Genomic DNA, 25,128 nt, shown 5'->3' with positions numbered 1-25,128 from the left:
TGACGCACACACGTGCGGCCGGACCCCGTTCCCGGGGTCCGGCCGCACGTGTTGTTCAGTGTGCCGACTGCTACTTGACGTCGACGTAGTCGCCGGTGGCGGAGACCGCGCCGGTGGTGGCGGAGCCGGTGTACGCGAAGCGGTAGTAACCGTCCTGGGCCGCCTTGACCGTGGTCTTCAGCGAACCCGTGCTGCTCGACTTGATGCCCTTGACGTTCACGTAGTTCGTCGTGCCCGCCTTGCGGAACTGCAGGGCCACGGACTGGGTGCCATAGCCGACGTACTTGGCCGTCTTCCAGTCGGCGCGGGTCAGGGCACCGGTGACCGTGATGGTCGCACCCTTCTTGACCGGCTCCGGGGTGGCGTTGGCGGTGAGCTTGGCGGCACGCAGCACCTTGGTGGTGCCGACGTTGTCCTTGGTGACGACACCGTCGCCGGTGTTCTCGTCGAAGTCGTTCGGGATCACCACACCGAAGGCGGACCAGGTGCCGGGGCCGCGTTGCTGTCGCCGATGTTGCTCTTCGCGTTGACCTTGAACGTCACGGTGCACGTGGAGGTCGTGCTGTTCACGGTCTTGCACACCGGGTCGTCGTCCGGGGAGTCGAGTTCGGCGCTCGTGCCGCGGTGCAGATAAGCGACACCCGCGAGATTGATCCCGGAGTCGTCGCTCGCCGTGAGCGAGGCGGTGAAGGTCTGGGTGGTTGTCCCCAGGACGACGGGCTTGCCGCCGTTGATGACGACCTTGCCGATCGTGGCCGGTTTGGCCGTATCGGCGCTGGCCGCCGGTACAGCGAGGGCCGAGAGAGCCACAGCCGTGCCCAGCACGACAGCGGCAGTTCGTATACGCATGAGTCCCCACACTGTGGAACGAGGGGCCTAGCCCCAGGTGAGAGCCGAGAATGGCGATCGCAGTGTATACACGTGCGATTTAGCGGAGGGAATGCACTGACAAAGGATCAGTCAAACCAGCGGTCGCGGGCCAGCTCCTCCGCGCGGGACGCGTCCTCCAGCAGCGCGGCGACCTCGAAGCGGCGCTGCCAGGCGCCGGCCGCCCAGGACAGGCCGGCGGCGACGCCCTCCAGGGTGGAGGCGTGCAGGGTGCCGTCGATCCAGCGCCAGTCGAGCTCCACGCGGGCGCCGTCGGGGCCCTCGACGAGAAGTTCCCCGTGCTCGATGTACGTGAGGGGCGCGCCGGGCAGGAGCTCGCGCACCGCTTCGGCGACGTCGTGGGGCTCGCCCTCGGAGACGACGGGGGCGGCGAACGCCTCGCTGAGCCGGCGCACCTGGAAAAGTTCGGCGAGGGCGGCGGCGCGCATGGGCGGCACAGGCAGCAGAGGGCGCCCCGCGGCGAGCGGCAGCAGGTCGGGGGCGTCGGCGACAAGGGCGTCGGAGGCCTCGACGATCTCCGGGTACCGGCTGTCGATGACGGCGCGCAGGTCGTCGGGCAGCGTCACCTGCTCGGGGTCGAGGGCGGCCAGCTCCGAATAGAGGCGGTGCAGCTGGGCCGGGGTGACGGCGCGGCGCGGGTCGACGAGCCGGGTGAGCAGTTCGGCTGCGCCGCCCGGTTCGTCCAGCAGGGCGGCGGCGGAGGTGCGCACACCGAGGGCGCGCAGCACCTGGTCGTCCACGGCACCGGCCTCGGCCTCGTCGTACAGCCCGGCGAGCAGCTGGTCGCTGCCCGCGGCGCGCAGGCCGACCGGGCGCCGCCCGTCGAGCACGGGGTGGTCCCGCAGCCACCAGGCGGTGTACGGGCTCACGGACTCCGTCGTGCCGTCGGGCAGGAGCACCCGCACCGGCTGGGTGATCGCGTCGCGCAGGGGCGGCACGGAGAGCATGGCGAGCGCCTGCGGCCAGGCGTCGTCGTCGACGAGGTCGAGGTCGCGGACGGCGACGATCTCGGTGGCGACCGGCGGCACATCGGTGTCGGGCAGCTGGTCGAGGACGTCTTCGCACCACACGTCGACCGAGTCGAGCAGGCCCGCGTCGTCCGGCTCGGCCCAGTCGCTCTCCCGGGGCTCCAGCTCGTCCGGGTCGAGCACCACGTCGGTGGCGCGGACCAGGGCGAAGGTGGCCAGCACGCCGACCGCGGTCAGCGGCTGCTCACCCCAGCGGGAGGCGAGGTCCTCGTCCACAGCCCCGAGTTCACCCTCCCGGATGACCCGCTCGAAGGGGCTGCCGGGCAGCACGAGCTCGCCGGCGGGGGCGAGTTCGCCCTCGTCGTCGGTGAGGGCGAGGGCCGCCAGCCACGGCTCGTCGCCGGGGGCGAGGTTCGCGGCGCGGACGAGACCGAGAACGACCTCGGCCAGTTCCTCGGGATCGAGGGCGTCCTCGTCCCAGACCTCGCCGGCCTCCAGGGAGCCGGCCACCGCCGCCCGGACCTGAGGGGTCGTCAGGACGGCGCGGGGGGTCGCCGGGACGGCGCCGAGCTTCTCCAGCAGCGGGTGCGCGGCGTCCGGATCGGCCACCTTCAGGCCCAGCCGGGCCAGTTCGGAGGCCGCGGGCAGGGCGGTGCCGGCCGCCGCCTGGTCACCGTCGCCGTACACGCTGTCCATCTCGGGCAGCGGCAGCAGCACTTGGCGCGGGCCGACGACCGTGCGGCCACCCGCCAGTGGCACCGGCAGACCGCTGAGACGGTCCGGGTCGGTACCCGCCAGCGAGTCGTAGAGCCGCCGCCACCAGGGCGCGGGGCGCTCCACTCCGCCGAGACGGTCGATGGCGTCGCCCAGCGGCAACCGCGCCACGCCGAGCACGCGCAGCTCGGGACGGCGCTCCAGGCCGGGAGGCAGCAACGTCGGGAAGACCTCGGCCAGGACGCGGACGGTCTCCGCCCCCGCGCCCTCCACGACCTCCGCCTCCATCGGGCGCAGCGCGGCCGGCAGGGCGTCCTCCTCGTCGGGGCTCGCGGGCACGTCCGCCGCGCGCGGCAGAAAGGCGGTACGGGGCAGCAGTTCCAGCACACGGCGGCGCAGCTCCGCGTCCAGTTCGCCCTTGCCGAGCGGGCCGGGCACGAGGTCAACGATGCCCGGGCCGACCGGCCGCCAGTCGCCGAGCAGCCGCACGAACGCCTCGGCGGCCCGGCCCACCAGGAAGGCGGTCAGCGGGCCCGGCGCGGCGTGCCGCCGGGTCGGGTCCAGCGGAAGCGAGGCGATCAGCAGAGCGGGCAGGCCCAGCGGCTCGTCCGTGGGCGTCGGTGCGTGCACGAACGGCGCGGTGCGCGGGCGCTCCGGCTCGCCCTCCGCACCGACGGGCACGGCCCACGTCACCGACCAGACCGGGCGCAGCCGTTCCTCGACCGGCCGGTCGGCCAGCAGCGCCGGTTCCAGGTCGCCGGCGTCGGTCACGGTGCGCCAGCGGGTCGTGCCGCTCGCGCTGTCCTCGATCACGGTGAGGCCGTCGTCCGTGCGGCGGGTCAGCGTGCGCACGCCCTCCGGCGTCTCCACCACGACCTCGGTGAGGCCGGGGAGGGTCAGCAGCAGCGCGTCGTCGATCGAGGCGAGCAGGCGGCCGGCCAGGTCGGCGGCGGCGCCGTCGCGCAGCGGCAGCACCACGACGGTGTCGTAGCCCTCCGGCGCGGTGCCCTCGGCGGGCAGCGGCAGCCGGAGCACCGGTACGTGGCCGTCGCGGCGGCGCAGCTCGTCGGTGAGCCCGGGGGACCCGCCGCCCGTCTCGTTCGCCAGGTCGCGGGCCTCGGCCAGCGACCAGCGCACGCCGCCGGTGCGGCTGAGGATCGCGGGCTCGTCGGAGACCGCGAGCACGGCGGAGAAGCCGACGCCGAACCGTCCCACGACCGCGGTGGCGTCACCGGCCTCGCGCTTGGCGCTGGCGCGCAGCGTCGACAGGGACTCCACGCCGGTGGCGTCGAGATGGGCGCCGGTGTTGGCGGCGGCGAGCACGCCCTCCCGGAGGGTGAGCCGCAGACGGCCCGGCACCCCGGCGCGGATCGCGGCGTCCGCGGCGTTCTGGGCCAGCTCCACGACGAGGCGGTCCCGGTAGCCGCCGAGCGCGAGGTCCTCCTCCGCGTTGGCGTCCTCACGGAACCGGGCGGGCGACGCCGCCCACGCGTCCAGCACCGCCCGCCGCAGCCGCCCCGTCCCGAACGGATCTGCGCCCCGGTCCATCGCGGTCCCGCTCACGTCGCCTCTTCCCCTCACGGATGCCTGTGGCCCTGACGCTACCGCCTTTCCCCTCCACCCTCCCGAGGGCCCGGTACGGCCGGGGCCGGGGTCTCGGGAGACGACCGCTCCGGATGCCGAACCAATGCCCCGATTCGACATATCCGCACAGAGAGCACAAGTGGCAGCATGGGAGACGTGGGACCTGCTGAAGACAGGCGAGAGGAGTCCATCATGATCGCAAAGCTGCTCGGAAAGCTGTCCTTCACCCGCCGCTACGGTGCGTACGGCGCCCACGAATGGGACGCGTACGCCGGCGACGACTCGGTCTGACCCCCCACCACCGGCGGGCGCCCCAGGGCCCCGCCGGCCTGGATCTCATGCACCGAACGAACCAGCCGCCGCGGTTGTCCCAAGGCGGCTTCGCCACCTGGAACCGCGACCGGCTGTCGGTGGCGCGGCGTGGCGCCGACGAGTGCGGGGACGTCTGGCAGTTGGAGCCAGGTGTCTACGTAGCCGCCGCGGCCGGGCCGTGCGAAGCAGTGCTGCGCCGCGCACAGGATTTCCCCAAGGCGCCCTCGCCCCTCTTCCCGCCGTTGAAGCGGTCGAGCGGGGCGCCGACCCCGGAGGAACGTGCGCGCGCCCACGTGGCCCGCATGCGCGGACTGCGCCCACAGGCGGTCGCGGCCCGGATAGGTGAGATCGCGCCCGGGACCGCTCGATTCGTCGACCAGTGGCCCCCCGGCCAGGACATCGAGATCCTGCCCCCGGTCCGGCACGCCCTGGCGGAGATCGGCGTGAGCTACCTCTTCTCCGACGACGCTCCCGCACTGCTGCCCCTGGCCGCACAGCTCTTCCTGGCCCGGGAGATGCTCGTACGCCCCTCGCGCTGGGCATGGCCGCCCTGGATCCCCACACCGGCACGGCGGTTCCGCACACGGCAGCAAATCGCCTTCACCGACGCTCTGGCGCTCATCGTCGCCCGGCGCCGTGCGTCGGGCCGGCTCGGTGACGACATGCTGGGACAGATGCTCCGGCCCTCCTCCCGCTACGGTCTCCTGCCGGAAGAGGCCGTCCTCGACACCCTCCCGGGAATCGTCGTCGCCACCTTCGAGACACCTTCACGGGCAGCCGGATGGATCCTCCTCCACCTGGCGCGGCACCCCGAGGCGGCGGACCACGTCGCGGCCGAGGCCGCCCTGCTGCCCGCGGACCCGGCCGCGACGACCAGCACCCACCTCGAAGGCCTGCACTACACCCAGGCACTGGTGCGCGAGGTGCTCCGGCTGCACCCCCCGAGCTGGCTGCTGACCCGGCGCGCCCCCCGGGAGACCCAGCTCGACGGCTACACCATCGACGCCGGGTCCACCGTTCTCGTCTGCCCCTACACCGCCCATCGCGACGCACGGGAATACACCGAGCCGGACCGGTTCCTGCCAGAGCGCTGGCTCGACGACGGGAGCTCACCGGCGAAACCCGGGGCCTTCCTCTCCTTCGGCACCGGGCCGCACGGCTGTGAGGGGGCCGCACTCGCCATGGCCATGCTGACGCTCCTGACCGCGCAGACCGCCCGTCGGTACCGGGTGAGCGAGCCGCCCGGACCGGGACCCGGTTACCGGGTCACCACGTTCGAAGGTCTCGCAACGGTCGGCTTGCGCCTGCGGGGTGCGCTTCGCGGTGCCGGGTTTTTTTCCCCGCCCGCCCGCCCGCCCTCCCCCGACCTTCGGCCGGGGGTGCCCCCAGCCCTGTGAAGTCAGGGCGCCCCGACGCGCGTTCAGGTGGGTGCCGGGTTCGGGGCCTCCGGGGCTGGCCATTCTGGACAGCACATTTAGGTGCCTCAGGGCCTTCACATTGCGCACCGGGGTTGTGCACCCAAATATGCTCCAGTGTCCAGAACGCCCACCCTCCCCCAACCTTCGGCCGGGGGTGCCCCCAACACCCCCGCCCCCTCCGTTGTGTTCGCGCCTGATCCCCCGGGGGGGGGCGGCGCCGTGCCTGGGGCCGCCGTTGGCGCAGCGCCAACGGCGCGGGAGCCCCTCGACAGACCGGACCCCGTCCACTCCGCAGGCCGACGACCGCAGCCCGCACAGTGGGGCCGCCACACCGCAGCCCGGCGCCGCTGGGTGATCATTCCCGCAACCCGACTGCGCTGCACCGACGATGACACGAGCCACAACCGCCCCCTGTACCCCCACCGAGGGCTCACGGTCGGCCGCGGGGCCGCATCCAGGCAGCCGCGACCACCCCGGAGCGGCCCTACACCCCCCACCGGCGCCGCACACACGGCGGAAGGGGACGGCAACCCCATGGGCTCACAGCCGGCTGCACGCCCCGACCCCCACCGCAAGGCCGCATCCAGGCAGCCGCGACCACCCCGGACCGGCTCCATACCCCCCCATCGGGCGTCCGTCGCCGCACACACCGCGGAAGGGGGCACCGGGCAACCCCATGGCCTCACAGCCGGCTGCGAGGCCGCGTCCAGGCAGCCGCGGCCACCCCGGAGCGGCCCTACACCCCCCACCGGCGCCGCACACACGGCGGAAGGGGACGGCAACCCCATGGGCTCACAGCCGGCTGCACGCCCCGACCCCCACCGCAAGGCCGCATCCAGGCAACCGCGACCACCCCGGACCGGCTCAACACCCCCCACCGGGGATCAGGCGCGACAACTCACCGAGGGGGCGGGGTCGTAGGGGTGGGCGTTCTGGACACTGGAGCATATTTGGGTGCACAACCCGGAGTACGCAGCACAAGGCGCCTGAGGCACCTAAATGTGCTGTCCAGAATGGCCAGCCCCGGAGGCCCCGAACCCGGCACCCACGTAAACGGGCGCCGGGGTCACTGACTTCACAGGGCACCCGGGAGGGCGGGCGGGCGGGGAAAAGACCCGGTACAGCGAAGCGCAGCGCCTAGCTGTGGCCCAGCTCCTCCTGGGGAGTCGTGTCCTCGACGGACCCCTGACGGTCGGGGTGGAGAGGCATCGGCTCGACCGCGGTCTCGTCCAGGACGGGCGGCGCGGGCCGCGGCGTCTTGGGCATGATCGCGGCTTCGGAGTGGGCGCCGCAGCCGTACGCGAGGGAGACGACGCGGCCGTCGGCGGGCGCGAACTCGTTGGCGCACACGCCGAAGGCCTGCCGGAGGGACCCCGCGAGGGGGACGAGGAAGCCGCAGGAGACGCACTGGGCGGGGGCGGACTGGGCCATGGGGGCCTTGGGGCCGTACTCGTCCTCCCAGCGGTCCGCGGCGACGTGCAGCCCGTAGCGGGAGAGCACGCGCGGGCGGCCCATGCCGATCTCCTCGGCGACCGCGGCGATCGTCCCGAAGGTGGGCGCCATCGGCAGCTGGGCCGGCGGGCCGGCGGAGACGTCGGCGTCCTCGGCCTCGACGAGCTCGGCCATCTCCTCGGAGATGGGGGAGTTCGGCGGCGGGGCGTCCTCGCCGGAGAAGCCGACCTCCAGGCGCAGGTCCTCCTGGTCGGTGGGCAGGAGGTCGCCGGGGCCGAGGTCGCCCGGGCGCAGGCGCTCGCTCCATGGCACCCATTCGGGCGCGAGGACGGCGTCCGGGCCGGGCAGCAGCACGGTCTCGTCGAGCGTGACGGCCTTCGCCCGGGAGGCGCGGGTGAGGGTGACCGCCCACCGCCAGCCCCGGTAGCCCGCCTCGCGGCAGTCGAAGAGGTGGGTGACGACACGCTCGCCCTCGGCCACCGCTCCGAGGTGCTCGCCCACCGCCTCGGGACCGAAGGCCTTGACGGCCGCCCCGAAGGCGACGTCGACCGCCTCGGCGCACACGCGGTCAGGTGTACGGCTTCGCATCGCAGCACTCACAAGAATCGATTCTCTCCTACGCCGTTTCACGCGTACGCCGCCGAGGATCGCGCGGGCGGTGGCGGAGCGGACCCGAGGACCGCTTCAACGCTGCCGGCCCGAACGAACTCGGGCGCACCTGTTGACTCCATTCTGCGCGATCGCACGCTATCGGTGCGCACCCCGTTCGGAAAGCCGCCCGGTAGGGCAGACTGGCGAGCGTGGCACGCACAGTGACGTCCGGCCCCGGTCCGGTCCGCAGGGCGGGGACCGCTGTCGCGCGTGCCACGCAGCGTACGTCGGGCGCCGTGGTGCGCCGCGTCCGGCGTCACACCCACGCCGGAGGCGCGGGCGAGTCGGGCCTGGCGAAGCTGATCGAGTTGCACGCGGTGAACAGCGCGGGTGACATGTTGATCACGGTCGCGCTCGCCAGCACGATTTTTTTCTCGGTGCCGACGGGCGAGGCCCGCGGGCGGGTCGCGCTCTACCTGCTGGTGACGATGGCGCCGTTCGCCCTCCTCGCGCCGGTCATCGGCCCGCTGCTGGACCGGGTGCCGCACGGGCGGCGCGCGGCGATGGCGGTGTCGATGCTCGTGCGGGCCATCCTGGCCTGGACGATGGCGAGCGTGGTGGCGACGGCGGGACTGGAGCTGTATCCGGCCGCGCTGGGGGTGCTGGTCGCCTCGAAGGCCTACGGAGTGGTGCGCAGCGCGGTCGTGCCGCGCCTGCTGCCCGCCCGTACGACGCTGGTGAAAGCGAACTCGCGGGTGACGCTGGCCGGGCTGCTGGCCACGGCCGCCGCCGCGCCCATCGGCGGTCTGCTGCACCTGCTGGGGCCGGGCGCGCCGCTGTACGGGGCCTTCGTGGTCTTCGCCTGCGGCACGCTGCTGTCCTTCTCGCTCCCGCACAAGGTGGATTCCGCCAAGGGCGAAGCGCGCGCGGAACTCACGGCCGGCGCGGCGGCCACGGCCGGCGGGCCCGCCCTGGGCAAGGAGCGGCGGCCCGGACTGGGCAGCGTCGGCGGTCCCGTGCTGCACGCCCTTCAGGCGAACGCGGCGCTGCGCGCGCTGTCCGGCTTCCTGACGCTCTTCCTCGCCTTCCTGCTGCGCGACCACCCGCTGGGCGGCCTGTCCGGCCCGGTCTCGCTGGGCGTCGCCGCCGTCTGCGCGGGCGTGGGCAACGCCTTCGGCACCGCCCTGGGCTCGTGGCTGAAGGACCGCGGTCCTGAGCGGATCATCATGTTCGCGCTGATCGGCGCGCTGACGGCGACGGGTGTCGCGGCGGCCCGGTACGGGGTGCTGACCATCGCGCTGGTCGCGGCGGCGGCCGGTGTCGCCCAGGCGCTGAGCAAGCTCTCCCTGGACGCGATGATCCAGCGCGACGTGCCCGAGGAGGTACGCACCTCGGCCTTCGCCCGGTCCGAGACCGCGCTGCAACTCGCGTGGGTGATCGGCGGTGCCATCGGCATCGTGCTCCCCCTCAACGGCACCCTCGGGATGTCCGTGGCCGCCTGCATGGTCGCGGTCGGCTTCTGCTTCTCCGTACGCGGCCTGGTCTCCGCCTCGCGCGGCCGGGCGACGCGCCCCCGGACGGTGTAAAGGGCCCGGCGTTTTCCCGCGGCGGCCCCGTGCCGCGGGAAAACGGGCGGCAGCCGGGCGACGGAAACCCGAGGTGGCGGGGACACGGGCCGACCCCCGCGCAGCGTGGACGCACCCGCCCGGTAGCCTCACCCCCATGAGCATTCGCCGCCGTGCCGCCGCCCTCGGTGCCGTGTCCCTCGGGCTGATCGCCCTCTCCGCCTGCGACAAGCCGACGCCTCTGGCGACCGTGACCGTCGGCGGCGATACCGTGACCACCGAGGCAACCGGCAACTGCTACGCCGATAGCGGCAAGCTGACGGAGAAGGTCTTCCTGGCCTGCCTCAGCGGCACGCCGAAGAAGACGCTCACGGTTCACCCCGGCGACAAGGTGCGGGTCGGCGTCGACCCGGCGATCGCCGACAAGGGCTGGATCGTGGCGACCGGCACCTCGGGCAAGTCCGGCCTGCTGAAGGGCGTGACCTACCGCTCCTTCGACGCGGAGACGCTGTTCTCGGACACCCAGACCGGGCAGACCGCCCAGCAGGTCACGCTGAACGTCATCGAGACGTCCGGCACCCAGGCGTATCTGGGTGTCTGGCAGGTCAAGCTGAAGATGGCGGACTGATCGGCGCGCCGCGGATGACTCCCCGCCTTCTGATCGTCACCGCCGTAGCGGCGGAACGGGACGCGGTCGTACGCGCCCTCAGCAGTCGTCCCGCCGAGCACCCGCTGCCCGGCGGACGGATGGCCCTGCGTGCCCCGATGGCCACGGTGCTGGCCGCGGGCGTGGGCCCGGCGGCCGCGGCCGCCGGGACTGCGGCGGCGCTGGCCAGCGCCCCGTACGACCTGGTCGTGTCGGCCGGCATCGCCGGCGGTTTCGAGCCCGTCGCGCGGATCGGTTCGACCCTGGTCGCCGAGTCGATCGTGGCGGCCGACCTCGGCGCCGAGGGACCGGAGGGCTTCATCCCGGTCGCGGAGCTGGGGTACGGCACCTCCGCCCACCGGCCGCCGCCGGAACTGTCGCGGCGCGTCGCGGAGGCACTCGGCGCCGAGTACGGGCCGCTGCTGACCGTCTCCACGGTCACCGGGTCCGCCGAACGGGCCGCCGAGCTGGTCAAGCAGCACCCCGGCGCGGTGGGCGAGGCCATGGAGGGCTTCGGGGTCGCCGAGGCGGCCATGGCGCACCGCGTGCCGGTGCTGGAGATCCGCACCGTCGCCAATCCGGTCGGGCCGCGCGACCGCGCGTCCTGGCGCGTGCCCGACGCGCTCGGCGCGCTCACGGAGGCGTTCACGCTCCTCCGGAAGCAGCCGGACCTGCTGGACGTTGGAGAACCGACATGAGTGAATCCGCCGCGCTGCGCATCGCCTACTCCCCCTGCCCCAATGACACGTTCGTCTTCCACGCCCTGGCGCACGGCCTCGTGCCGGACGCGCCGGACGTGGACGTGACGTTCGCGGACATCGACATCACCAACGGCATGGCCGAGCGCGGCGAACTCGACGTGCTCAAGGTGTCCTACGCCGTGCTGCCGTACGTCCTCGACGAGTGGGCGCTGCTGCCGGGCGGCGGCGCGCTCGGCCGGGGCTGCGGCCCGCTGGTGCTGACCGCCGGGGAGGGCTCGGGCAAGGGCGCCGACCTCAGCGGGCGTACGGTCGCGGTGCCGAGCGAGCGCTCGACGGCTTACCTGCTCTTCCGGCTCTGGGCGGCGGCCGAAGTACCGGGCGGCGTGGGCGAGATCGTCGTCCTGCCGTTCCACGAGATCATGCCGGCGGTGCGCGACGGCCGGGTGGACGCGGGCCTGGTCATCCACGAGGCACGCTTCACCTATCAGGACTACGGGCTGCACAAGCTCGCCGACATGGGCGAGCACTGGGAGCGGACCACCGGCCTGCCGATCCCGCTGGGCGCGATCATCGCCAAGCGCTCGCTGGGCGAGGACCGGCTGCGCGAACTCGCCGACGCGATCCACACCTCCGTCCACATGGCCTGGGACGACCCGGACGCCTCCCGCTCCTACGTCCTGGAGCACGCGCAGGAGATGGACCCGAAGGTGGCGGACCAGCACATCGGGCTGTACGTCAACGAGTTCACCTCGACCCTCGGCGAGGACGGCTACGCGGCGATCCGCGGCCTGCTCACCCGGGCGGCGGCCGAGGGACTGGTACCGCCCCTCGGCCCCGGCGCGCTGGACTTCTGACGCCGGTCGCCGGCCGGCAGATCGGCCGGCCGGCCCGTGCGTCGCTCAGACGTCGAGCTGGTCGGCGACGACCCGCAGCACGGACGCGATCTTGTGACCGTGCTCCTTGTCCGGGTAGCGGCCGCGCTGCAGCGAGCGGACGACGTCCTCCAGCAGGGTCGTCAGATCCTGGACGATCGGGGCCAGTTCGTCCGGCTTGCGGCGCTGGGCGGCGGCCACGGACGGCGCGGGATCGAGCAGGATCACCGAGAGGGCCTGGTCGCCGCGCTGCCCGGCGACGACCCCGAACTCCACGCGCTGGCCCGGCTTGAGCACGTCGACCCCGTCCGGCAGCACGGAGGAGTGGACGAAGACGTCACCGCCGTCGTCGCGGGAGAGGAAGCCGAAGCCCTTCTCGCTGTTGAACCACTTCACCTTGCCGGTAGGCACGTCCGACCTCGTCCTCGCTGTAGAAGGAAAAGCACTTGGATAGCAAGACAGCGGGTCCCTTCGCAGACCCGCTGCCCCCAAGGCTAATGGCCCCGGGGCGTGTGACAAGACGCCGTCGGCTTCTCTCCCCGGTGGTCGTCATCCGGCCGATGCGCTGCGTCTTCCTCCCGCGATCTACCCTGGTGCGGTGAGTAACGAAACCCGGAAACCGGGCGATGTGCTGGTGCGCGTCGGCGGCGTGGTCTTCGCCGTCGGAGCGCTGGCCACACTCGCCACCGTGGCACCTCTGCTGCTCGGCTCGGACCCGCTGCCGACCGCCGCCTATCTGGTCTCCATGCTGATGGGCGTGGGCTTCGCGCTGGCGCTGGCCGGACTGCTGCGGTCGGCCCGGGCGCAGAGCCGTCAGGCCACGACGTCCGGGACGTAGCCGGCGAACCAGGCGGGGAACTCCGTCAGATCGGCCAGGACGACGTCCGCGCCGGCCGCGCGCAGTTCGTCCGCGCCGACCGGCCCCGTGGGGACGGCCACGGACAGCGCACCCGCCGTACGGGCTCCCACGACGTCGCCGACGTGGTCGCCGACGTAGACGGTCGCCCCGTACTCGGTGAGCGCCTCCGCCTTCGCCTCGGCCCACAGCCGGCCACGCAGTTCGTCGACGGTGATGCCGAGGTGGTCCAGGTGCAGCCGGGCGTTGGGCCCGTGCTTCGCGGTGACCACGACGACCCGCCCACCGGCCGCGCGCACGGCGGCCACGGCCTCCCGGGCACCGGGCATGGCGGGGGTGGGGTCGATGGCGTACTCGGGGTAGAGCGCGCGGTACCGGTCGGCCACCGCCGGGATGTCCTCGGCGGGGAACCACTGGGCCAGCTCCCAGTCCAGCGGCGGCCCGAGGCGGGTCACGGCGAGCGCGGAGTCGATGGCGACGCCGGTCTCCGCGGAGAGGCGGTCGTAGGCGGCCTTGATGCCGGGACGGGAGTCGATCAGGGTCATGTCGAGGTCGAAGCCGACGGTTATGGGCATAGCAGACACCTTAACCAGCGGCTACCGGCCCGAACGGCCCGCCCGGTGTCCCCGCCACAGCAGGAACAGCGCCGAGGCCACGGCCGCGACACGCAGAACGACGGGGAGGACGTCGCCGATCGCGTCCCGCATCTGCCCCTGCGCGATGGGCTCGCCCCAACGGCCCTCCAGCCGCCCCCACAGCCACACCAGGGCCCCCGCCGCCACCGTCCCGGGCAGGCCGAGCGCGGCGAAGCGGGCCGCACGGCGGGACAGCCGCCGCGAGGAGTACGCGATCGCCCACCCCGCGAGGAGGGCGATCCAGGAACCGAGGACCGCCCCGGCGAGCAGCAGCAGCGCGGCCGCCGTCTCCAGCACGGCCGACGGCCGCCACGGCCGCCTCGGCCGGGCCCGGGTCCGCTCGGGCTGCCCGGGGTCCTCCTGCGCCTCTTCCTGCCCTTCTTCCCCGTCGGCCTCTGCTTCGGGTTCGGGGGGCGTCATCGGGATCGTCACCCCGCCCGTCATCCCGGGCAGCCCGGCCAGTTCGTCCCCCGGCACCACCGGCCGCAGCGCCGGCTGCCGCGCCTCCGCCAGCCGCCACCAGTCCGGCTCCGCAGCGGGCCGCGGCGCCGCCTCGAAATCCGCCTCGGACTTCGGCTCGGACTTCGGCTCGCTGCGCTGATGCGGCAACGCCGCGGCGTCCCGCACCACCTCGTCCGGCGACCCCAGCCGCTTCAGGATCCGCCGCACCGCCGCGGAACCGTCGCTCCGCCCGCGCTCCCGGTCGATGTCCTCCCGCAGCCGCGCCACCAGCTCCGCCCGGCGATCGGCGGGCAGCGCCGTCTGCGCCAGGTCCCCCACCCTGCTCAGGTAATCCAGCACCATCCGGTCGCCCTCCGCACCCATGCCCCCGAAACTACCGCCTCGCCCTGCCCCAACACCCGCCCCGGTCAGCGGGGTTCGCCCTCGGACCGCGGCGGGCCCGCCGCCGGCGGCTCCCGGGGAGGGACAGGGAGGGCGTCAGGGAGGGCCGCCGAGGCGGTCTGGGGGATCACGGGTGGGGGCGGCACGGCTAGTGTGGGTGAGATGACCACCGAAGGGCCCGCGGCGGAGCCGCGCACGCTGGCGGAGGATCTCCGCGCCCGTGGCGACGGGGCGTTGTCCGCGCTGCTCAGAGCGCGTCCGGATCTGCTGAGTCCCGTGCCGAACGACCTGTCGCAGCTGGCGACCCGGGCCGGGACGCGGGCGTCGGTGGTGCGGGCGCTGGAACGGCTGGACCGGTTCACGCTCCAGGTCGCGGAGGCCCTCGCGATCGCGCCGGACGGCGCGCCGCTCGGGACGCTGCCGGCGCTGATGGGCCCGGAGGCGGCCGACGCGCTGCCCGGGGCGCTGGAGACGCTGCGGACGCAGGCGCTGCTCTGGGGCGGGGACGACCGGCTGCGGCTGGTGCGGACCGCACGGGACATCCTGGCGCCGGCCGCGGGAAGCCTCTCGCCGACCGGGCTCGGCCCGAGCGTGGCGGAGGCGACGTCGGGGATGTCGCCGGGCCTCTTGCAGCAGATCCTGGAGACGGCCGGGATGCCGCCGACGCACGACCCGGTGAGCGCGGTGGACGCGCTGACCGCGCTGTTCGCGGACCGGCCGCGGATGACCGCACTGCTGGAGGCGGCGCCGCCGGAGGCCACCGCGGTGCTGGGCAGGCTGACGTGGGGTCCGCCGTACGGCGAGGTGGCGGACGTCGGCGCCCCGCCGGCGCCGGTGCGGTGGCTGCTCGAGCGGGGGCTGCTGCTGCCCGCCGGTGCCCGCAATGTCGTACTCCCCCGCGAGGTGGCCCTGCATCTGCGGGACGGGCGCGCGCACCGTGTGCCCGAGCCGGTGCCGCCGGTGGTGGAATCGCGGGCGCACGATCCACAGGCTGTGGACGCGACCGCGGCGGGCCAGGCGTTCACGGCCATCCGCACGGTCGAGGAACTGGTCAAGCAGTGGGAGACCGGCGGCCCGCAGATACTGCGCGCGGGCGGGCTGAGCGTGCGCGACCTGAAGCGGGTGGCGACGGCCCTGGACGCGACGGAGCCGGCCGCCGCGTTCTGGCTGGAACTGGCTTACGCCGCCGGCCTGGTCGCCGCGGACGGCGAGCTGGACGAGGCGTACGCGCCCACGCCCGGGTACGACGCATGGCTGCTGCTGCCGGCCGAGCTGCGCTGGGCCGAGCTGGTCACGGTCTGGCTGACGGCCACCCGCACCTCCGGTGTGGTGGGCACCCGGGACGCCAAAGGCCGCGCCCTGGCCGCGCTCGGCCCCGATCTGGACCGCTCGCTCGCGCCCGAGATCCGCCGGCAGGTCCTGGACTTCCTGGCCGAGCTGCTACGGCCGGCGCCTCCACCACGCCCGACGCCCTGCTGGCGCGGCTGCGCTGGGAGCGTCCGCTGCGCGGCGGGGTGTCGATGGACGGGCTGCGCGCCGACCTCGTCCGGTGGACGGTCTCGGAGGCGGAGCTGCTGGGCGTGACGGGACGCGGCGCGCTGGCGGCGCACGGCCGGGCGCTGCTGTCCACCGCCGGGGACCGCGCCACGCGGGCCGCCGCGCTGCTGCGGCCGCTGCTGCCCGAGCCGCTGGACCACGTACTGCTCCAGGCCGACCTGACCGCCGTCGCGCCGGGCCCGCTTCAGCCGCACCTGGCGGAGACGCTGCACGTGCTGGCCGACATCGAGTCCAAGGGCGGCGCGACCGTCTACCGCTTCACGCCCGAGTCCGTGCGGCGCGCCCTGGACGCCGGGCGTACGGCGGCCGAGCTGCACGCCTTCCTCTCGGCACACTCGCGCACCCCCGTGCCGCAGCCGCTCAGCTACCTCGTCGACGACGTGGCCCGCCGCCACGGGAGGCTGCGGGTCGGCGCGGCCTCGGCGTATCTGCGCTGCGACGACGACGCCCTGATCAGCGAGGTGCTGGCGGACCGCCGGGCGGCGGGTCTCGGGCTGCGCCGCCTCGCGCCGACCGTGCTGGCCGCCCAGGCCGACCCGGGCACGCTGCTGGAGCGGCTGCGGGCGATGGGGCTGGCCCCGGCCGCCGAGTCCGCCGAGGGGGACGTGCTGATCACCCGCGCCGACGCCCGCAGGACGCCGCCGCGGAGCGCCCCCGTCCCCGTGACCGACGGCCCGCCGGTCCCGGACGGCACGCTGCTGAGCGCCGCGGTGAAGGTGATAAGGGCCGGCGACCGCGCCTCCACGGCGGTCCGCAGGGAGAACGTGCCGCGCCCCGCCACGGGCGGCGACCGGGGGCTGCCCCGCACGGCCGCCGCGGAGACTTTGGCCACGATGCAGGCCGCGGTGCTCACCGGCGAGTCGGTGTGGATCGGCTACGTCAACGCGGACGGCGCTGCCAGCCAGCGCGTCATCGGACCGGTGCGCGTCGAGGGCGGCTTCGTGACGGCGTACGACCACACCGCCGACGAAGTCCGCACCTTCGCGCTGCACCGCATCACGGGCGTCTCCGAACTCGCCGACGACCTCGCGTAGACGGCCCTCGGGGAGTGCCGGAACGTGGATCGGCGGTAGCGGGGCGATCGTGATGCGGACACCGACGGGGACGGCGGCCGACGGGCGAAGCGGACCGCGGCGGCGTCCCGCCGTGTCGGTCTACTTCGATTCGACTCGTCCGGCCGCGCCCGCCCCGGTCGTCAGTGCCTCGCACGCCGTCTGCCAGGCGTGGTCGCCGGGCTGGAACCGGCTGCGCAGGTAGGCCGAGGTGAGGCGCCCGAGGGCCGCGATCCGCCCGGGATTCTCGTCGGTGGTCTCCTCGGCGTCGTATCCGGAGATGCCGCCGAGCAGGTGCTCGGCGCCGAACAGGGTGAGCAGCGTCTTGGGGGCGGGGGCGAGGTGGTAGGGGTCGGCGTGCCAGCCGGGGCCGGCATCGGTGAAGTGCCGGGAGTCGTCCTGGTCGCCGGCGACGACCAGGGCGGGTGTGGTCATCGTGGAGAAGTCGGTGGTGTGGAAGAACGGCACCATCGCGGCCATAGGTCCGTTGAGGACGTCGCCGCCCCTGCCCGGTGCGGCCAGCAGCACACCCGCCGTGATCCGCTGCTCGGTCAGGTTCACCTCCTCCCCGGTGTCGGCATCGGCACCGCGGGCGCCCAGCAGGAGGGCGGCGGTGTGGCCGCCGAGGGAGTGCCCGGCGACCGCGATCCTGCCGTGGTCGATGCGCCCGGCGAGCTGCGGCACGGTCTTCTCGATCTCGTCGAGCCGGTCGAGGACGCGGCTCATGTCCTCGGCGCGCGAGCGCCAGAAGAAGGGGGCTCCTGGGGTGCCGGCGAGCCGGCGGCTCAGCGTCCGGGAGCTGAGGTGGGTGGGCTGGACGACCACGAATCCGGCTGCCGCCCAGAGGTTGGCGAGGGGCGCGTACCCGTTCAGCGAGGAGAGGTTGTGGGAACCGCCGTGGCCGTGGGAGAGCAGGATGACGGGCAGGCCGGTCCCGGTCGCGGGGGCGGAGACACGGACCTGGAGGTCCACGGGGCGTCCGGGCACGGACAGGACCACCGGGCTGTACGACAGGACGGGAGCGGGCGGGCCGAAGCCGGCGGCGGTGCCGGTGGATGTGCTCATGATGCGGTTCCCTTCGGGGGCCTGTGCCGCCGCCGGTTCCGACAGGGCGGCGGCGGGCGAGTGGTCGGACGCGTCCGGTTCGGTCGACTCGAAGCGGAACGCCGCTCCGCTTACTATCCGGAACATCGTTCCGCTTTGTCAAGCGGTGCGGCGGAAGGCGGAGCCCGCCGAGCCGCAGCGGCACGGCGCGGGCATGGAAAACGGGGAGGGGAGCGTTAGTGGAGAGGCGATGAGGGACCATGGGTAGTTCAGCCCGGCACCGGTCCCGGCCCCGGCCCGCCCCTATGCGGAGGTTTGTGTGTCCTGTCTGATCGTCCAGAGCGACAAGACCCTGCTCCTGGAGGTCGACCACGAGCTGGCCGACGAGTGCCGCCGGGCCATCGCCCCCTTCGCCGAGCTGGAGCGCGCGCCGGAGCACATCCACACCTACCGCCTCACGCCGCTCGGCCTGTGGAACGCGCGCGCCGCCGGGCACGACGCGGAGCAGGTGGTGGACGCGCTGGTGAAGTTCTCCCGCTACCCCGTGCCGCACGCGCTGCTGGTGGACATCGCCGAGACCATGGGCCGGTACGGCCGCCTGACGCTGAGCAAGCACCCGGCGCACGGCCTGGTGCTGAGCTCCACTGACCGGCCGGTGCTGGAGGAGATCCTCCGTTCGAAGAAGGTGGCCCCGCTGGTGGGCGCCCGGATCGACCCCGACAGCGTGGCCGTGCACCCCTCCGAGCGCGGCCAGATCAAGCAGGTGCTGCTGAAGCTGGGCTGGCCCGCCGAGGACCTGGCCGGGTACGTGGACGGCGAGGCGCACCCGATCGAGCTGGCGGAGAACGGCTGGGCGCTGCGCCCGTACCAGAAGCAGGCCGTCGAGGGTTTCTGGCACGGCGGCTCGGGCGTGGTCGTGCTGCCCTGCGGCGCAGGGAAGACGCTGGTCGGGGCGGGCGCGATGGCTGAGGCGAAGGCCACGACGCTGATCCTGGTGACGAACACCGTCTCGGCCCGGCAGTGGAAGCACGAGCTGGTGAAGCGGACCTCGCTCACCGAGGACGAGATCGGCGAGTACAGCGGCACGCGCAAGGAGATCCGCCCGGTCACCATCGCCACGTACCAGGTGCTGACCACCCGGCGGAAGGGCGTCTACCAGCACCTGGAGCTCTTCGACTCCCGCGACTGGGGCCTGATCGTCTACGACGAGGTGCACCTGCTGCCCGCTCCGGTCTTCAAGTTCACCGCCGACCTCCAGGCCCGCCGCCGACTCGGCCTGACCGCGACGCTGGTGCGCGAGGACGGCCGGGAGTCGGACGTCTTCTCGCTGATCGGCCCCAAGCGCTTCGACGCGCCGTGGAAGGAGATCGAGGCGCAGGGCTACATCGCGCCCGCGGACTGCGTGGAGGTGCGGGTCAACCTCACCGACTCCGAGCGGCTGGCGTACGCCACCGCCGAGGCCGAGGAGAAGTACCGCTACTGCGCCACCACCGCGACCAAGCGCAAGGTGACCGAGGCCCTGGTGGCCAAGCACCAGGGCGAGCAGACGCTGGTCATCGGGCAGTACATCGACCAGCTGGACGAGCTGGGCGAGCACCTGAACGCCCCGGTCATCAAGGGCGAGACGACCAACACGCAGCGCGAGAAGCTCTTCGAGGCCTTCCGTCAGGGCGAGATCTCGGTGCTGGTGGTCTCGAAGGTCGCCAACTTCTCCATCGACCTGCCCGAGGCGACGGTCGCCATCCAGGTCTCGGGCACCTTCGGCTCCCGCCAGGAGGAGGCGCAGCGCCTCGGCCGCGTGCTGCGGCCGAAGGCGGACGGTCACGAGGCCCGCTTCTACTCGGTGGTCGCGCGCGACACCATCGACCAGGACTTCGCCGCTCACCGGCAGCGCTTCCTGGCCGAGCAGGGATACGCGTACCGCATCGTCGACGCGGACGAGCTGCTCTGACGGCGGCTGTCCAGGGCCTTCAGTAGCGCGTGCCGTCAGGGCCGAGCAGGACGACGCGGCAGGCGCTCGTCGCGTAGACCTTGGCGGCACGCAGCGCATTGCCGAGCAGGTACCGCTGACGGCGGTGCGCCGCGTCCGCCGTCAAGGCGGTGCTGCCCCGGACGCGGGATGTGCGGGCTCGTGCCATGCCCCCAATGTACGCACATGTGATGCTTTGGGGAGAGCTGCGTCCGGGTGGGACCGGTAATCCATTCGCGCCGTCCGTCCCGGCGGCGTAGGATCCTTCGTCTTGCCGCCCGCCCCCGAGGGGACGGTGCCACCGGCCGGACGGAAACCGGCCGGTCCATGGTGTTACTCGCATTCGTATCAGGACAGCGCCCCGCCCCCGCGCCACCGCGTGCGCCGGTCCGGGGCCGGCTGAGCCATGCCCTACGTGCCGCCGGAGGCAACCCGTGCCCGGGGAACAATCCCTCACGACCGACAATCCGCTCGACCGCGAACGCGCCCACCTCACCGCGTCCCGCTCCGCCCTGCGCGCCATGCGCGCCGACGTCGAGGCGCTCGACATCAAGGACGTGACCGCCAACTGGGTGAACGCCGAGGTGCTCCAGGCGAACATCGACGCACGCATCAAGGCCCTCGCGGACCTCGCCCACACCCCGCTCTTCTTCGGCCGCCTCGACTACCTGGACGGTGACGCCTTGGCCGGCGACGCCGGGGCCGACGAGGAGGAGGAGCACCGCTTCTACATCGGCCGCCGCCATGTCCACGACTCCGACGGCGACCCGATGGTCATCGACTGGCGGGCGCCGGTCTCCCAGCCCTTCTACCGCGCCTCGCGCAAGGACCCGCAGGACGTCGCGCTGCGCCGTCGCTTCGGCTACACGGGCGGCGACCTGACCGCGTACGAGGACGAGCACCTCACGGACCCGAGCGAGGCGCAGACCTCCAGCAAGCTGCTCCAGCAGGAGATCGAGCGGCCCCGCGTCGGCCCGATGCGGGACATCGTCGCCACGATCCAGCCCGAGCAGGACGAGATCGTCCGCGCCGGGATCGGCGGCACGGTCTGCGTGCAGGGCGCGCCCGGCACCGGGAAGACCGCCGTCGGTCTGCACCGGGTGGCGTATCTGCTCTACGCGCACCGCGAACGGCTGGCCCGCACGGGCACCCTCGTCATCGGCCCGAACGCGTCCTTCCTGCACTACATCGAGCAGGTGCTGCCCGCGCTCGGCGAGCTCAGCGTCAAGCAGGCCACCGTCGACGACCTGGTCGCGCACGTCCCCGTCAGGGGCGCCGACAGCGCGGCCGCCGCCCAGGTGAAGGGCGACGCGCGCATGGCGGAGGTGCTGCGCCGGGCGGTCCGCTCGGGCATCCGGATGCCCACCGAGCCGATCGTCGTGGTGCGCGGCTCGCGGCGCTGGCGTGTCCCCGCCTACGCGCTGGAGGAGCTGGTCCGCGAGCTGATGGACCGCGACATCCGCTACGGCGCCGCCCGCGAGGCCCTGCCGCAGCGGATCGCGCACGCCGTGCTGGTGCAGATGGAGGCCGCCGGGGAGGCACCGGACGACCGCGTGCAGGACGCGGTGGCGCGCAACGCGGCGGTCAAGGCGGCCGTGAAGGAGGTCTGGCCACCGGTGGACCCGGCGAAGACGGTGCTGCGGCTGCTGTCCGACGCGGAGTTCCTGGCGCGCTGCGCGGAGGGCCTGCTCACCGAGGACGAGCAGAAGCAGATCCTCTGGGCGAAGCCGGCCCGGGGCATCGCCTCCGCGAAGTGGTCGGCGGCCGACACCGTGCTGATCGACGAGGCCCACGACCTGGTGCACCGCACCGGCTCGCTCGGCCACGTCGTCCTGGACGAGGCCCAGGACCTGTCCCCCATGCAGTACCGGGCCGTCGGGCGGCGCTGCTCCACCGGTTCCGCGACCGTGCTGGGCGACATCGCCCAGGGCACGACCCCCTGGGCCACCGCGACCTGGGAGGAGGCGCTCGCCCACCTCGGCAAGCCGGGCTCCCAGGTCGAGGAGCTGACGCAGGGCTTCCGCGTGCCGCTGGAGGTCATCGCCTACGCCTCCCGGCTGCTGCCCGCCATCGCGCCGGGCCTGACCGAGGCCACGTCCGTACGCGACAGCCCCGGCGCGTTCTCCGTCACCGAGGTGACCGCGCAGGCGCTGACCGGCGCCGTGGTCACCGCCTGCCGCGAGGCCCTGGAGCGCGAGGGCTCCACGGGCCTCATCGCCGCCGACGCCCGCGTCCCGGTGCTGGCCGAGGCGCTGGCGGCGGCCGGGCTGACGTACCTGTCGCCCGGTGAGGAGACCACCCCGGACATCCGGCTGACCCTCGTCCCCGCCTCCCTGGCCAAGGGCCTGGAGTACGACTACGTCGTCCTCGACGAGCCCGCCGCCGTCGTCGACGGCGAACCCGACGAGCGCACGGGCCTGCGCCGCCTGTACGTCTCCCTCACCCGCGCCGTCTCCGGCCTCGCGGTCCTGCACTCCGCGCCGCTGCCGGAAGCGCTGCGCTAGCCCCTCGCGGGGCGGCGGCCTCAGTGCGAGGACGCCGCCGCGAGGAGAGCCGCCCGCAGGTGGCCGTCCGCGTCCGTGAGGAGGCGGGCGGCCGTCGCCGCGTCGACGCCGGCGAGCAGGACGAGGACGGCGTGCTTGACCTCGCCGTCAGTGGCGGTGAGGGCGGCCTCGATCTCCTCGTCCGGGGCGCCGGTGGCCTGGGCGACGATGCTGCGGGAGCGGGCGCGCAGCTTCTCGTTGGAGGCGCGGACGTCGACCATCAGGTTCCCGTAGGTCTTGCCCAGCCGGATCATCGTGATGGTCGAGAGCATGTTGAGGACGAGCTTCTGGGCGGTGCCCGCCTTGAGCCGGGTGGAGCCGGTGAGGAACTCCGGGCCCGTGACGACCTCGATGCCGTGCTCGGCGGCGGCGGCGAGCGGGGAGCCGGCGTTGCAGGACAGGCCGACCGTCAGGGCGCCGCGGGCGCGGGCGTGCTCGACGGCGCCGATGGCGTAGGGGGTGCGGCCGGAGGCGGAGACGCCGACGACCGCGTCGTCCGGGCCCACGGCGAGCGCGTCGAGATCGGCGGCGGCCAGCTCGCGGCTGTCCTCGGCCCCCTCGACGGCGTCGGACATGGCGCGCGGGCCGCCCGCGATGAGCCCGGTGACCTGGCCGGGCGTGGTGTTGAAGGTCGGCGGGCACTCGCTGGCGTCCAGGACGCCGAGGCGTCCGGCGGTGCCGGCGCCCGCGTAGACGAGGCGGCCGCCGCGGGCCATCCGGGCGGCGATGCCGTCGATCGCGGCGGCGACGGCCGGGAGTTGATCGGCGACGGCGGCCGGCACGGAGCCGTCCTCGGTGTTCATCAGGCGGGCGATGTCGAGGGTCGCGAGCCGGTCGATGCCGGCGAGGTCGGGGCGGAAGGCCTCGGTGGTCAGCCGGTCCAGTTCGCGGCGGAGCTCGGCGTGCGTCATGACGGGTGGTTCCTTCGGGGGCTGTGACGGTGGGCCAGGGCTTCGTACGAGGCGGCCAGGGCCGGCCCCGCGGTGTCGTAGGTCCGTTGTGCGACGCCGACGAACAGGCAGTCCACGACCAGCAGTTGGCTGGTGCGGCTGGACATGGCCGCCGGACGGAACTCGCTCTCCCGGCTGCTGGAGGTGAGCAGCACATGGTCGGCGTACTGCGTGGCCGTGCCGTCGGCGCGGCCGGTGATCGCGATCGTGGTGGCGCCCCGGTCGAAGGCGGCGCGCAGCGGTTCGACCACGTCGTGAGTGTGCCCGGAGTGGGTGACGGCCACGGCAACGTCGCCTTGCCGGAGTTGCACCGCGTTGGTGACGGCGAGGTGGGGATCGGCGAGCGCGTGCGCGATGAGGCCGATGCGCAGCAGCTTCTGCACGAGGTCCTGGGCGACCAGGCTGGAGGCCCCTATCCCGTAGACGTCGATGCGGCGGGCGGCGGCCAGCGCGCCGACCGCGGCCTCCAGCTGGGCGACGTCCAGTTGTGCGGCGGTGTCGGCGAGGCAGCGCTGCTCGTCCTCCGCGAGCTTGGCGACGACCTCGGAGAGCGGGTCGCCCACAGCGATGTCCGGGGTGACGGAGGGCCGGCCGCCTGCCTCCTCGCGGGCGGCGAACGCGGCCAGGGCGAGCCGCAGATCGCGGTAGCCGGAGTAGCCGAGCAGCCGTGCCGTGCGGACCACCGTGGCCTCGCTGGTCCCGGTGCGGACGGCCAGCGCGGTCACGGTGAGCCGGGAGCAGCCCCCCGGATCGGCGACGACGGCCTCCGCGACGCGCTGCATGGAGCGGGTCATGGAGGGGGCCAGGGTCCTGACCTTGGCGGCCAGCCCCCCGGTGCTGAAACTTTCCTTCATCTTCTCGGCCACACCGCGAAAGCTATTTTCGCCATCGAACGGCGTCAAGAACGTACGGACGGCCGCTGGGCGACAATAGGGGGCATGGATCCCGACGTCCCCGGTGCCCCGGGCGCCCCCGCCGCACTGGAAGCCGCGCTGCACGGAGCGCGAGCGCTCATCCTCGCCGACCTCACCGCCACCGACGTGACCGACGCCGGGATCGTCTCCCTCGTCGAGGACACCGTCGCGCAGCGCCGGTGGTGGGTGGAGCAGTGGCCGGACGGCGCCGCGTTCGTCGTGGGCCTGGTCGCCCAGGACGTCAAGGACGCGCTGCTGGAACGGATGGGGCGGTGGCCGCTGTGCCCGCGCTGCGAGGACCCGCACGCCCTGGACGTCGAACCCGAGCTCGGCCCCGACCCGCACTGGGTCTGCGAATCACTGGGCGAGGCCGTGGCCCCCGTCGGCTCGCTGGCCGCCGCGATGGGCGGGGCCCGCTGACCGTGGCCCTCTACATCGACCCGCCGACCTGGCCGGGCCACGGCCGGCTGTGGTCGCACCTGGTCAGCGACGCCTCCTACGAGGAGCTGCACGCCTTCGCCGCGGCCATCGGCTCCCCCCGGCGGGCCTTCGACGGCGACCACTACGACCTGCCCAGCGAGCGGTACGCCTCCGCGGTGGCCGCGGGGGCGTTCGAGGTCGGCAGCAAGGAGCTGCTGCGCAGGCTCACGGAGGCGGGGCTGCGCAGGCCGAAGCGGCGGCGTCCTTCGGACGCGGGGGCGTAGGTTCTGCTTCTGGCCCGGGTCTGTGGGGCTGGTCGCGCGTTCCCCGCGGCCCCTTCACGGTGCGCGCCCGCGCCGGGTCTGTTTCCCAGGTGCGGGCGCGCCGTGGCTGGTCGCGCAGTTCCCCGCGCCCCTACGGGGCACGCAACCACACCAGGGCCGTGTCCCAAGTGCGGGTACCTCGTGGCTGAACGCGCAGTTCCCCGCGCCCCTACGGGGCACGCATCCGCGTGCCCGCGGCCCCTTCACGGTGCGCGCCCGCGCCGGGTCTGTTTCCCAGGTGCGGGCGCGCCGTGGCTGAACGCGCAGTTCCCCGCGCCCCTACGGGGCACGCAACCACACCAGGGCCGTAT

At 73.9% G+C, this 25,128-nt stretch carries 21 protein-coding genes and 1 pseudogene; 11 read left to right on the top strand and 11 right to left on the bottom strand.

The features are described 5' to 3' along the window. Nucleotides 1-70 precede the first annotated feature (70 nt). From RV983_RS20910 to RV983_RS20900, 3 genes are all read right to left on the bottom strand, one after another. Nucleotides 71-469 carry a hypothetical protein gene (locus tag RV983_RS20910; RefSeq protein ID WP_475987282.1) on the bottom strand — a complete coding sequence of 133 codons (399 nt, stop codon included), beginning with the start codon at nucleotides 467-469 and terminating at the stop codon, nucleotides 71-73. Then, the gene (locus RV983_RS20905) at nucleotides 463-849 is read right to left on the bottom strand and encodes a hypothetical protein (protein WP_475987281.1); all 387 of its coding nucleotides are present in this window, start codon (nucleotides 847-849) and stop codon (nucleotides 463-465) included. The genes RV983_RS20910 and RV983_RS20905 overlap by 7 nt, the downstream gene beginning before the upstream one ends. 107 nt (nucleotides 850-956) lie before the next feature. Beyond that, complete coding sequence (locus RV983_RS20900; protein WP_475990394.1) at nucleotides 957-4,118, bottom strand: sacsin N-terminal ATP-binding-like domain-containing protein; 3,162 nt, start codon at nucleotides 4,116-4,118, stop codon at nucleotides 957-959. A gap of 374 nt (nucleotides 4,119-4,492) precedes the next feature. On the opposite strand from RV983_RS20900, the gene RV983_RS20895 reads away from it, so the two are divergent. Next, a complete protein-coding gene (locus tag RV983_RS20895) occupies nucleotides 4,493-5,863 on the top strand; it encodes a cytochrome P450 (protein WP_475987280.1) in 1,371 nt (456 codons plus the stop codon). A gap of 1,158 nt (nucleotides 5,864-7,021) precedes the next feature. Here RV983_RS20895 and RV983_RS20890 read toward each other — a convergent pair. After that, nucleotides 7,022-7,924 (bottom strand): DUF3027 domain-containing protein, encoded by a 903-nt coding sequence (locus tag RV983_RS20890; protein ID WP_475987279.1) that lies wholly within the window; start codon nucleotides 7,922-7,924, stop codon nucleotides 7,022-7,024. Nucleotides 7,925-8,136: 212 nt separating this feature from the next. Here RV983_RS20890 and RV983_RS20885 point away from each other — a divergent pair, with 212 nt between their 5' ends. From RV983_RS20885 to RV983_RS20870, 4 genes are all read left to right on the top strand, one after another. Next, the gene (locus RV983_RS20885) at nucleotides 8,137-9,513 is read left to right on the top strand and encodes an MFS transporter (protein ID WP_475987278.1); all 1,377 of its coding nucleotides are present in this window, start codon (nucleotides 8,137-8,139) and stop codon (nucleotides 9,511-9,513) included. 136 nt (nucleotides 9,514-9,649) lie between these two features. Continuing rightward, nucleotides 9,650-10,120, top strand: coding sequence for a hypothetical protein (locus RV983_RS20880; RefSeq protein WP_475987277.1), 471 nt, complete (start codon nucleotides 9,650-9,652; stop codon nucleotides 10,118-10,120). Nucleotides 10,121-10,134: 14 nt separating this feature from the next. Continuing rightward, nucleotides 10,135-10,836, top strand: a complete 702-nt coding sequence (locus tag RV983_RS20875; RefSeq protein WP_475987276.1) for a futalosine hydrolase — start codon at nucleotides 10,135-10,137, stop codon at nucleotides 10,834-10,836. Continuing rightward, nucleotides 10,833-11,693, top strand: coding sequence for a 1,4-dihydroxy-6-naphthoate synthase (locus RV983_RS20870; RefSeq protein WP_475987275.1), 861 nt, complete (start codon nucleotides 10,833-10,835; stop codon nucleotides 11,691-11,693). Before RV983_RS20875 ends, RV983_RS20870 begins: the two co-directional genes overlap by 4 nt. Nucleotides 11,694-11,738: 45 nt before the next feature. Here the strand turns inward: RV983_RS20870 and RV983_RS20865 are convergent, their stop codons facing one another. After that, nucleotides 11,739-12,122 carry a cold-shock protein gene (locus RV983_RS20865; RefSeq protein WP_475987274.1) on the bottom strand — a complete coding sequence of 128 codons (384 nt, stop codon included), beginning with the start codon at nucleotides 12,120-12,122 and terminating at the stop codon, nucleotides 11,739-11,741. Between the two features lie 187 nt (nucleotides 12,123-12,309). Between RV983_RS20865 and RV983_RS20860 the strand changes: the two genes are divergently transcribed. Further along, complete coding sequence (locus tag RV983_RS20860; protein ID WP_319662973.1) at nucleotides 12,310-12,549, top strand: hypothetical protein; 240 nt, start codon at nucleotides 12,310-12,312, stop codon at nucleotides 12,547-12,549. Here RV983_RS20860 and RV983_RS20855 read toward each other — a convergent pair. Together RV983_RS20855 and RV983_RS20850 are read right to left on the bottom strand one after the other, a co-directional pair. Beyond that, entirely contained in the window at nucleotides 12,525-13,142 is a 618-nt protein-coding gene (locus RV983_RS20855; RefSeq protein ID WP_475987273.1) for an HAD family hydrolase, read from the bottom strand. The genes RV983_RS20860 and RV983_RS20855 overlap by 25 nt on opposite strands. 21 nt (nucleotides 13,143-13,163) lie before the next feature. After that, nucleotides 13,164-14,027 carry an HAAS signaling domain-containing protein gene (locus RV983_RS20850; protein WP_475987272.1) on the bottom strand — a complete coding sequence of 288 codons (864 nt, stop codon included), beginning with the start codon at nucleotides 14,025-14,027 and terminating at the stop codon, nucleotides 13,164-13,166. A gap of 180 nt (nucleotides 14,028-14,207) precedes the next feature. Between RV983_RS20850 and RV983_RS20845 the strand changes: the two are divergent. After that, nucleotides 14,208-16,636: pseudogene (locus RV983_RS20845) on the top strand (helicase-associated domain-containing protein). 120 nt (nucleotides 16,637-16,756) lie between these two features. On the opposite strand, the gene RV983_RS20840 reads toward RV983_RS20845, so the two are convergent. Continuing rightward, nucleotides 16,757-17,719 carry an alpha/beta hydrolase family protein gene (locus RV983_RS20840; protein WP_475987271.1) on the bottom strand — a complete coding sequence of 321 codons (963 nt, stop codon included), beginning with the start codon at nucleotides 17,717-17,719 and terminating at the stop codon, nucleotides 16,757-16,759. Nucleotides 17,720-18,017: 298 nt separating this feature from the next. On the opposite strand from RV983_RS20840, the gene RV983_RS20835 reads away from it, so the two are divergent. Continuing rightward, complete coding sequence (locus tag RV983_RS20835; RefSeq protein WP_475987270.1) at nucleotides 18,018-19,649, top strand: DNA repair helicase XPB; 1,632 nt, start codon at nucleotides 18,018-18,020, stop codon at nucleotides 19,647-19,649. 19 nt (nucleotides 19,650-19,668) lie between these two features. Here RV983_RS20835 and RV983_RS20830 read toward each other — a convergent pair whose 3' ends face one another. Beyond that, nucleotides 19,669-19,836: a hypothetical protein gene (locus RV983_RS20830; RefSeq protein WP_475987269.1), complete on the bottom strand. Its 168-nt coding sequence runs from the start codon at nucleotides 19,834-19,836 to the stop codon at nucleotides 19,669-19,671. Between the two features lie 265 nt (nucleotides 19,837-20,101). Here RV983_RS20830 and RV983_RS20825 point away from each other — a divergent pair, with 265 nt between their 5' ends. Then, nucleotides 20,102-22,171 (top strand): HelD family protein, encoded by a 2,070-nt coding sequence (locus RV983_RS20825; protein WP_475987268.1) that lies wholly within the window; start codon nucleotides 20,102-20,104, stop codon nucleotides 22,169-22,171. A 20-nt stretch (nucleotides 22,172-22,191) separates the two neighbouring features. Here RV983_RS20825 and murQ read toward each other — a convergent pair whose 3' ends face one another. Together murQ and RV983_RS20815 are read right to left on the bottom strand one after the other, a co-directional pair. Then, a complete protein-coding gene (gene murQ / locus RV983_RS20820) occupies nucleotides 22,192-23,121 on the bottom strand; it encodes an N-acetylmuramic acid 6-phosphate etherase (RefSeq protein ID WP_475987267.1) in 930 nt (309 codons plus the stop codon). Then, nucleotides 23,118-24,014, bottom strand: a complete 897-nt coding sequence (locus RV983_RS20815; RefSeq protein ID WP_475990393.1) for a MurR/RpiR family transcriptional regulator — start codon at nucleotides 24,012-24,014, stop codon at nucleotides 23,118-23,120. Before RV983_RS20815 ends, murQ begins: the two co-directional genes overlap by 4 nt. Before the next feature lie 84 nt (nucleotides 24,015-24,098). On the opposite strand from RV983_RS20815, the gene RV983_RS20810 reads away from it, so the two are divergent. After that, a complete protein-coding gene (locus tag RV983_RS20810; protein WP_475987266.1) occupies nucleotides 24,099-24,494 on the top strand; it encodes a hypothetical protein in 396 nt (131 codons plus the stop codon). Nucleotides 24,495-24,496: 2 nt separating this feature from the next. Then, entirely contained in the window at nucleotides 24,497-24,778 is a 282-nt protein-coding gene (locus RV983_RS20805) for a DUF4031 domain-containing protein (protein ID WP_475987265.1), read from the top strand. The last annotated feature ends 350 nt before the right edge of the window (nucleotides 24,779-25,128 follow it).

The organism is Streptomyces sp. RLA123, from assembly GCF_056270165.1.
The sequence above is the reverse complement of the archived record's forward strand: the minus strand, read 5'-3'. Positions and strand labels throughout refer to the sequence as shown.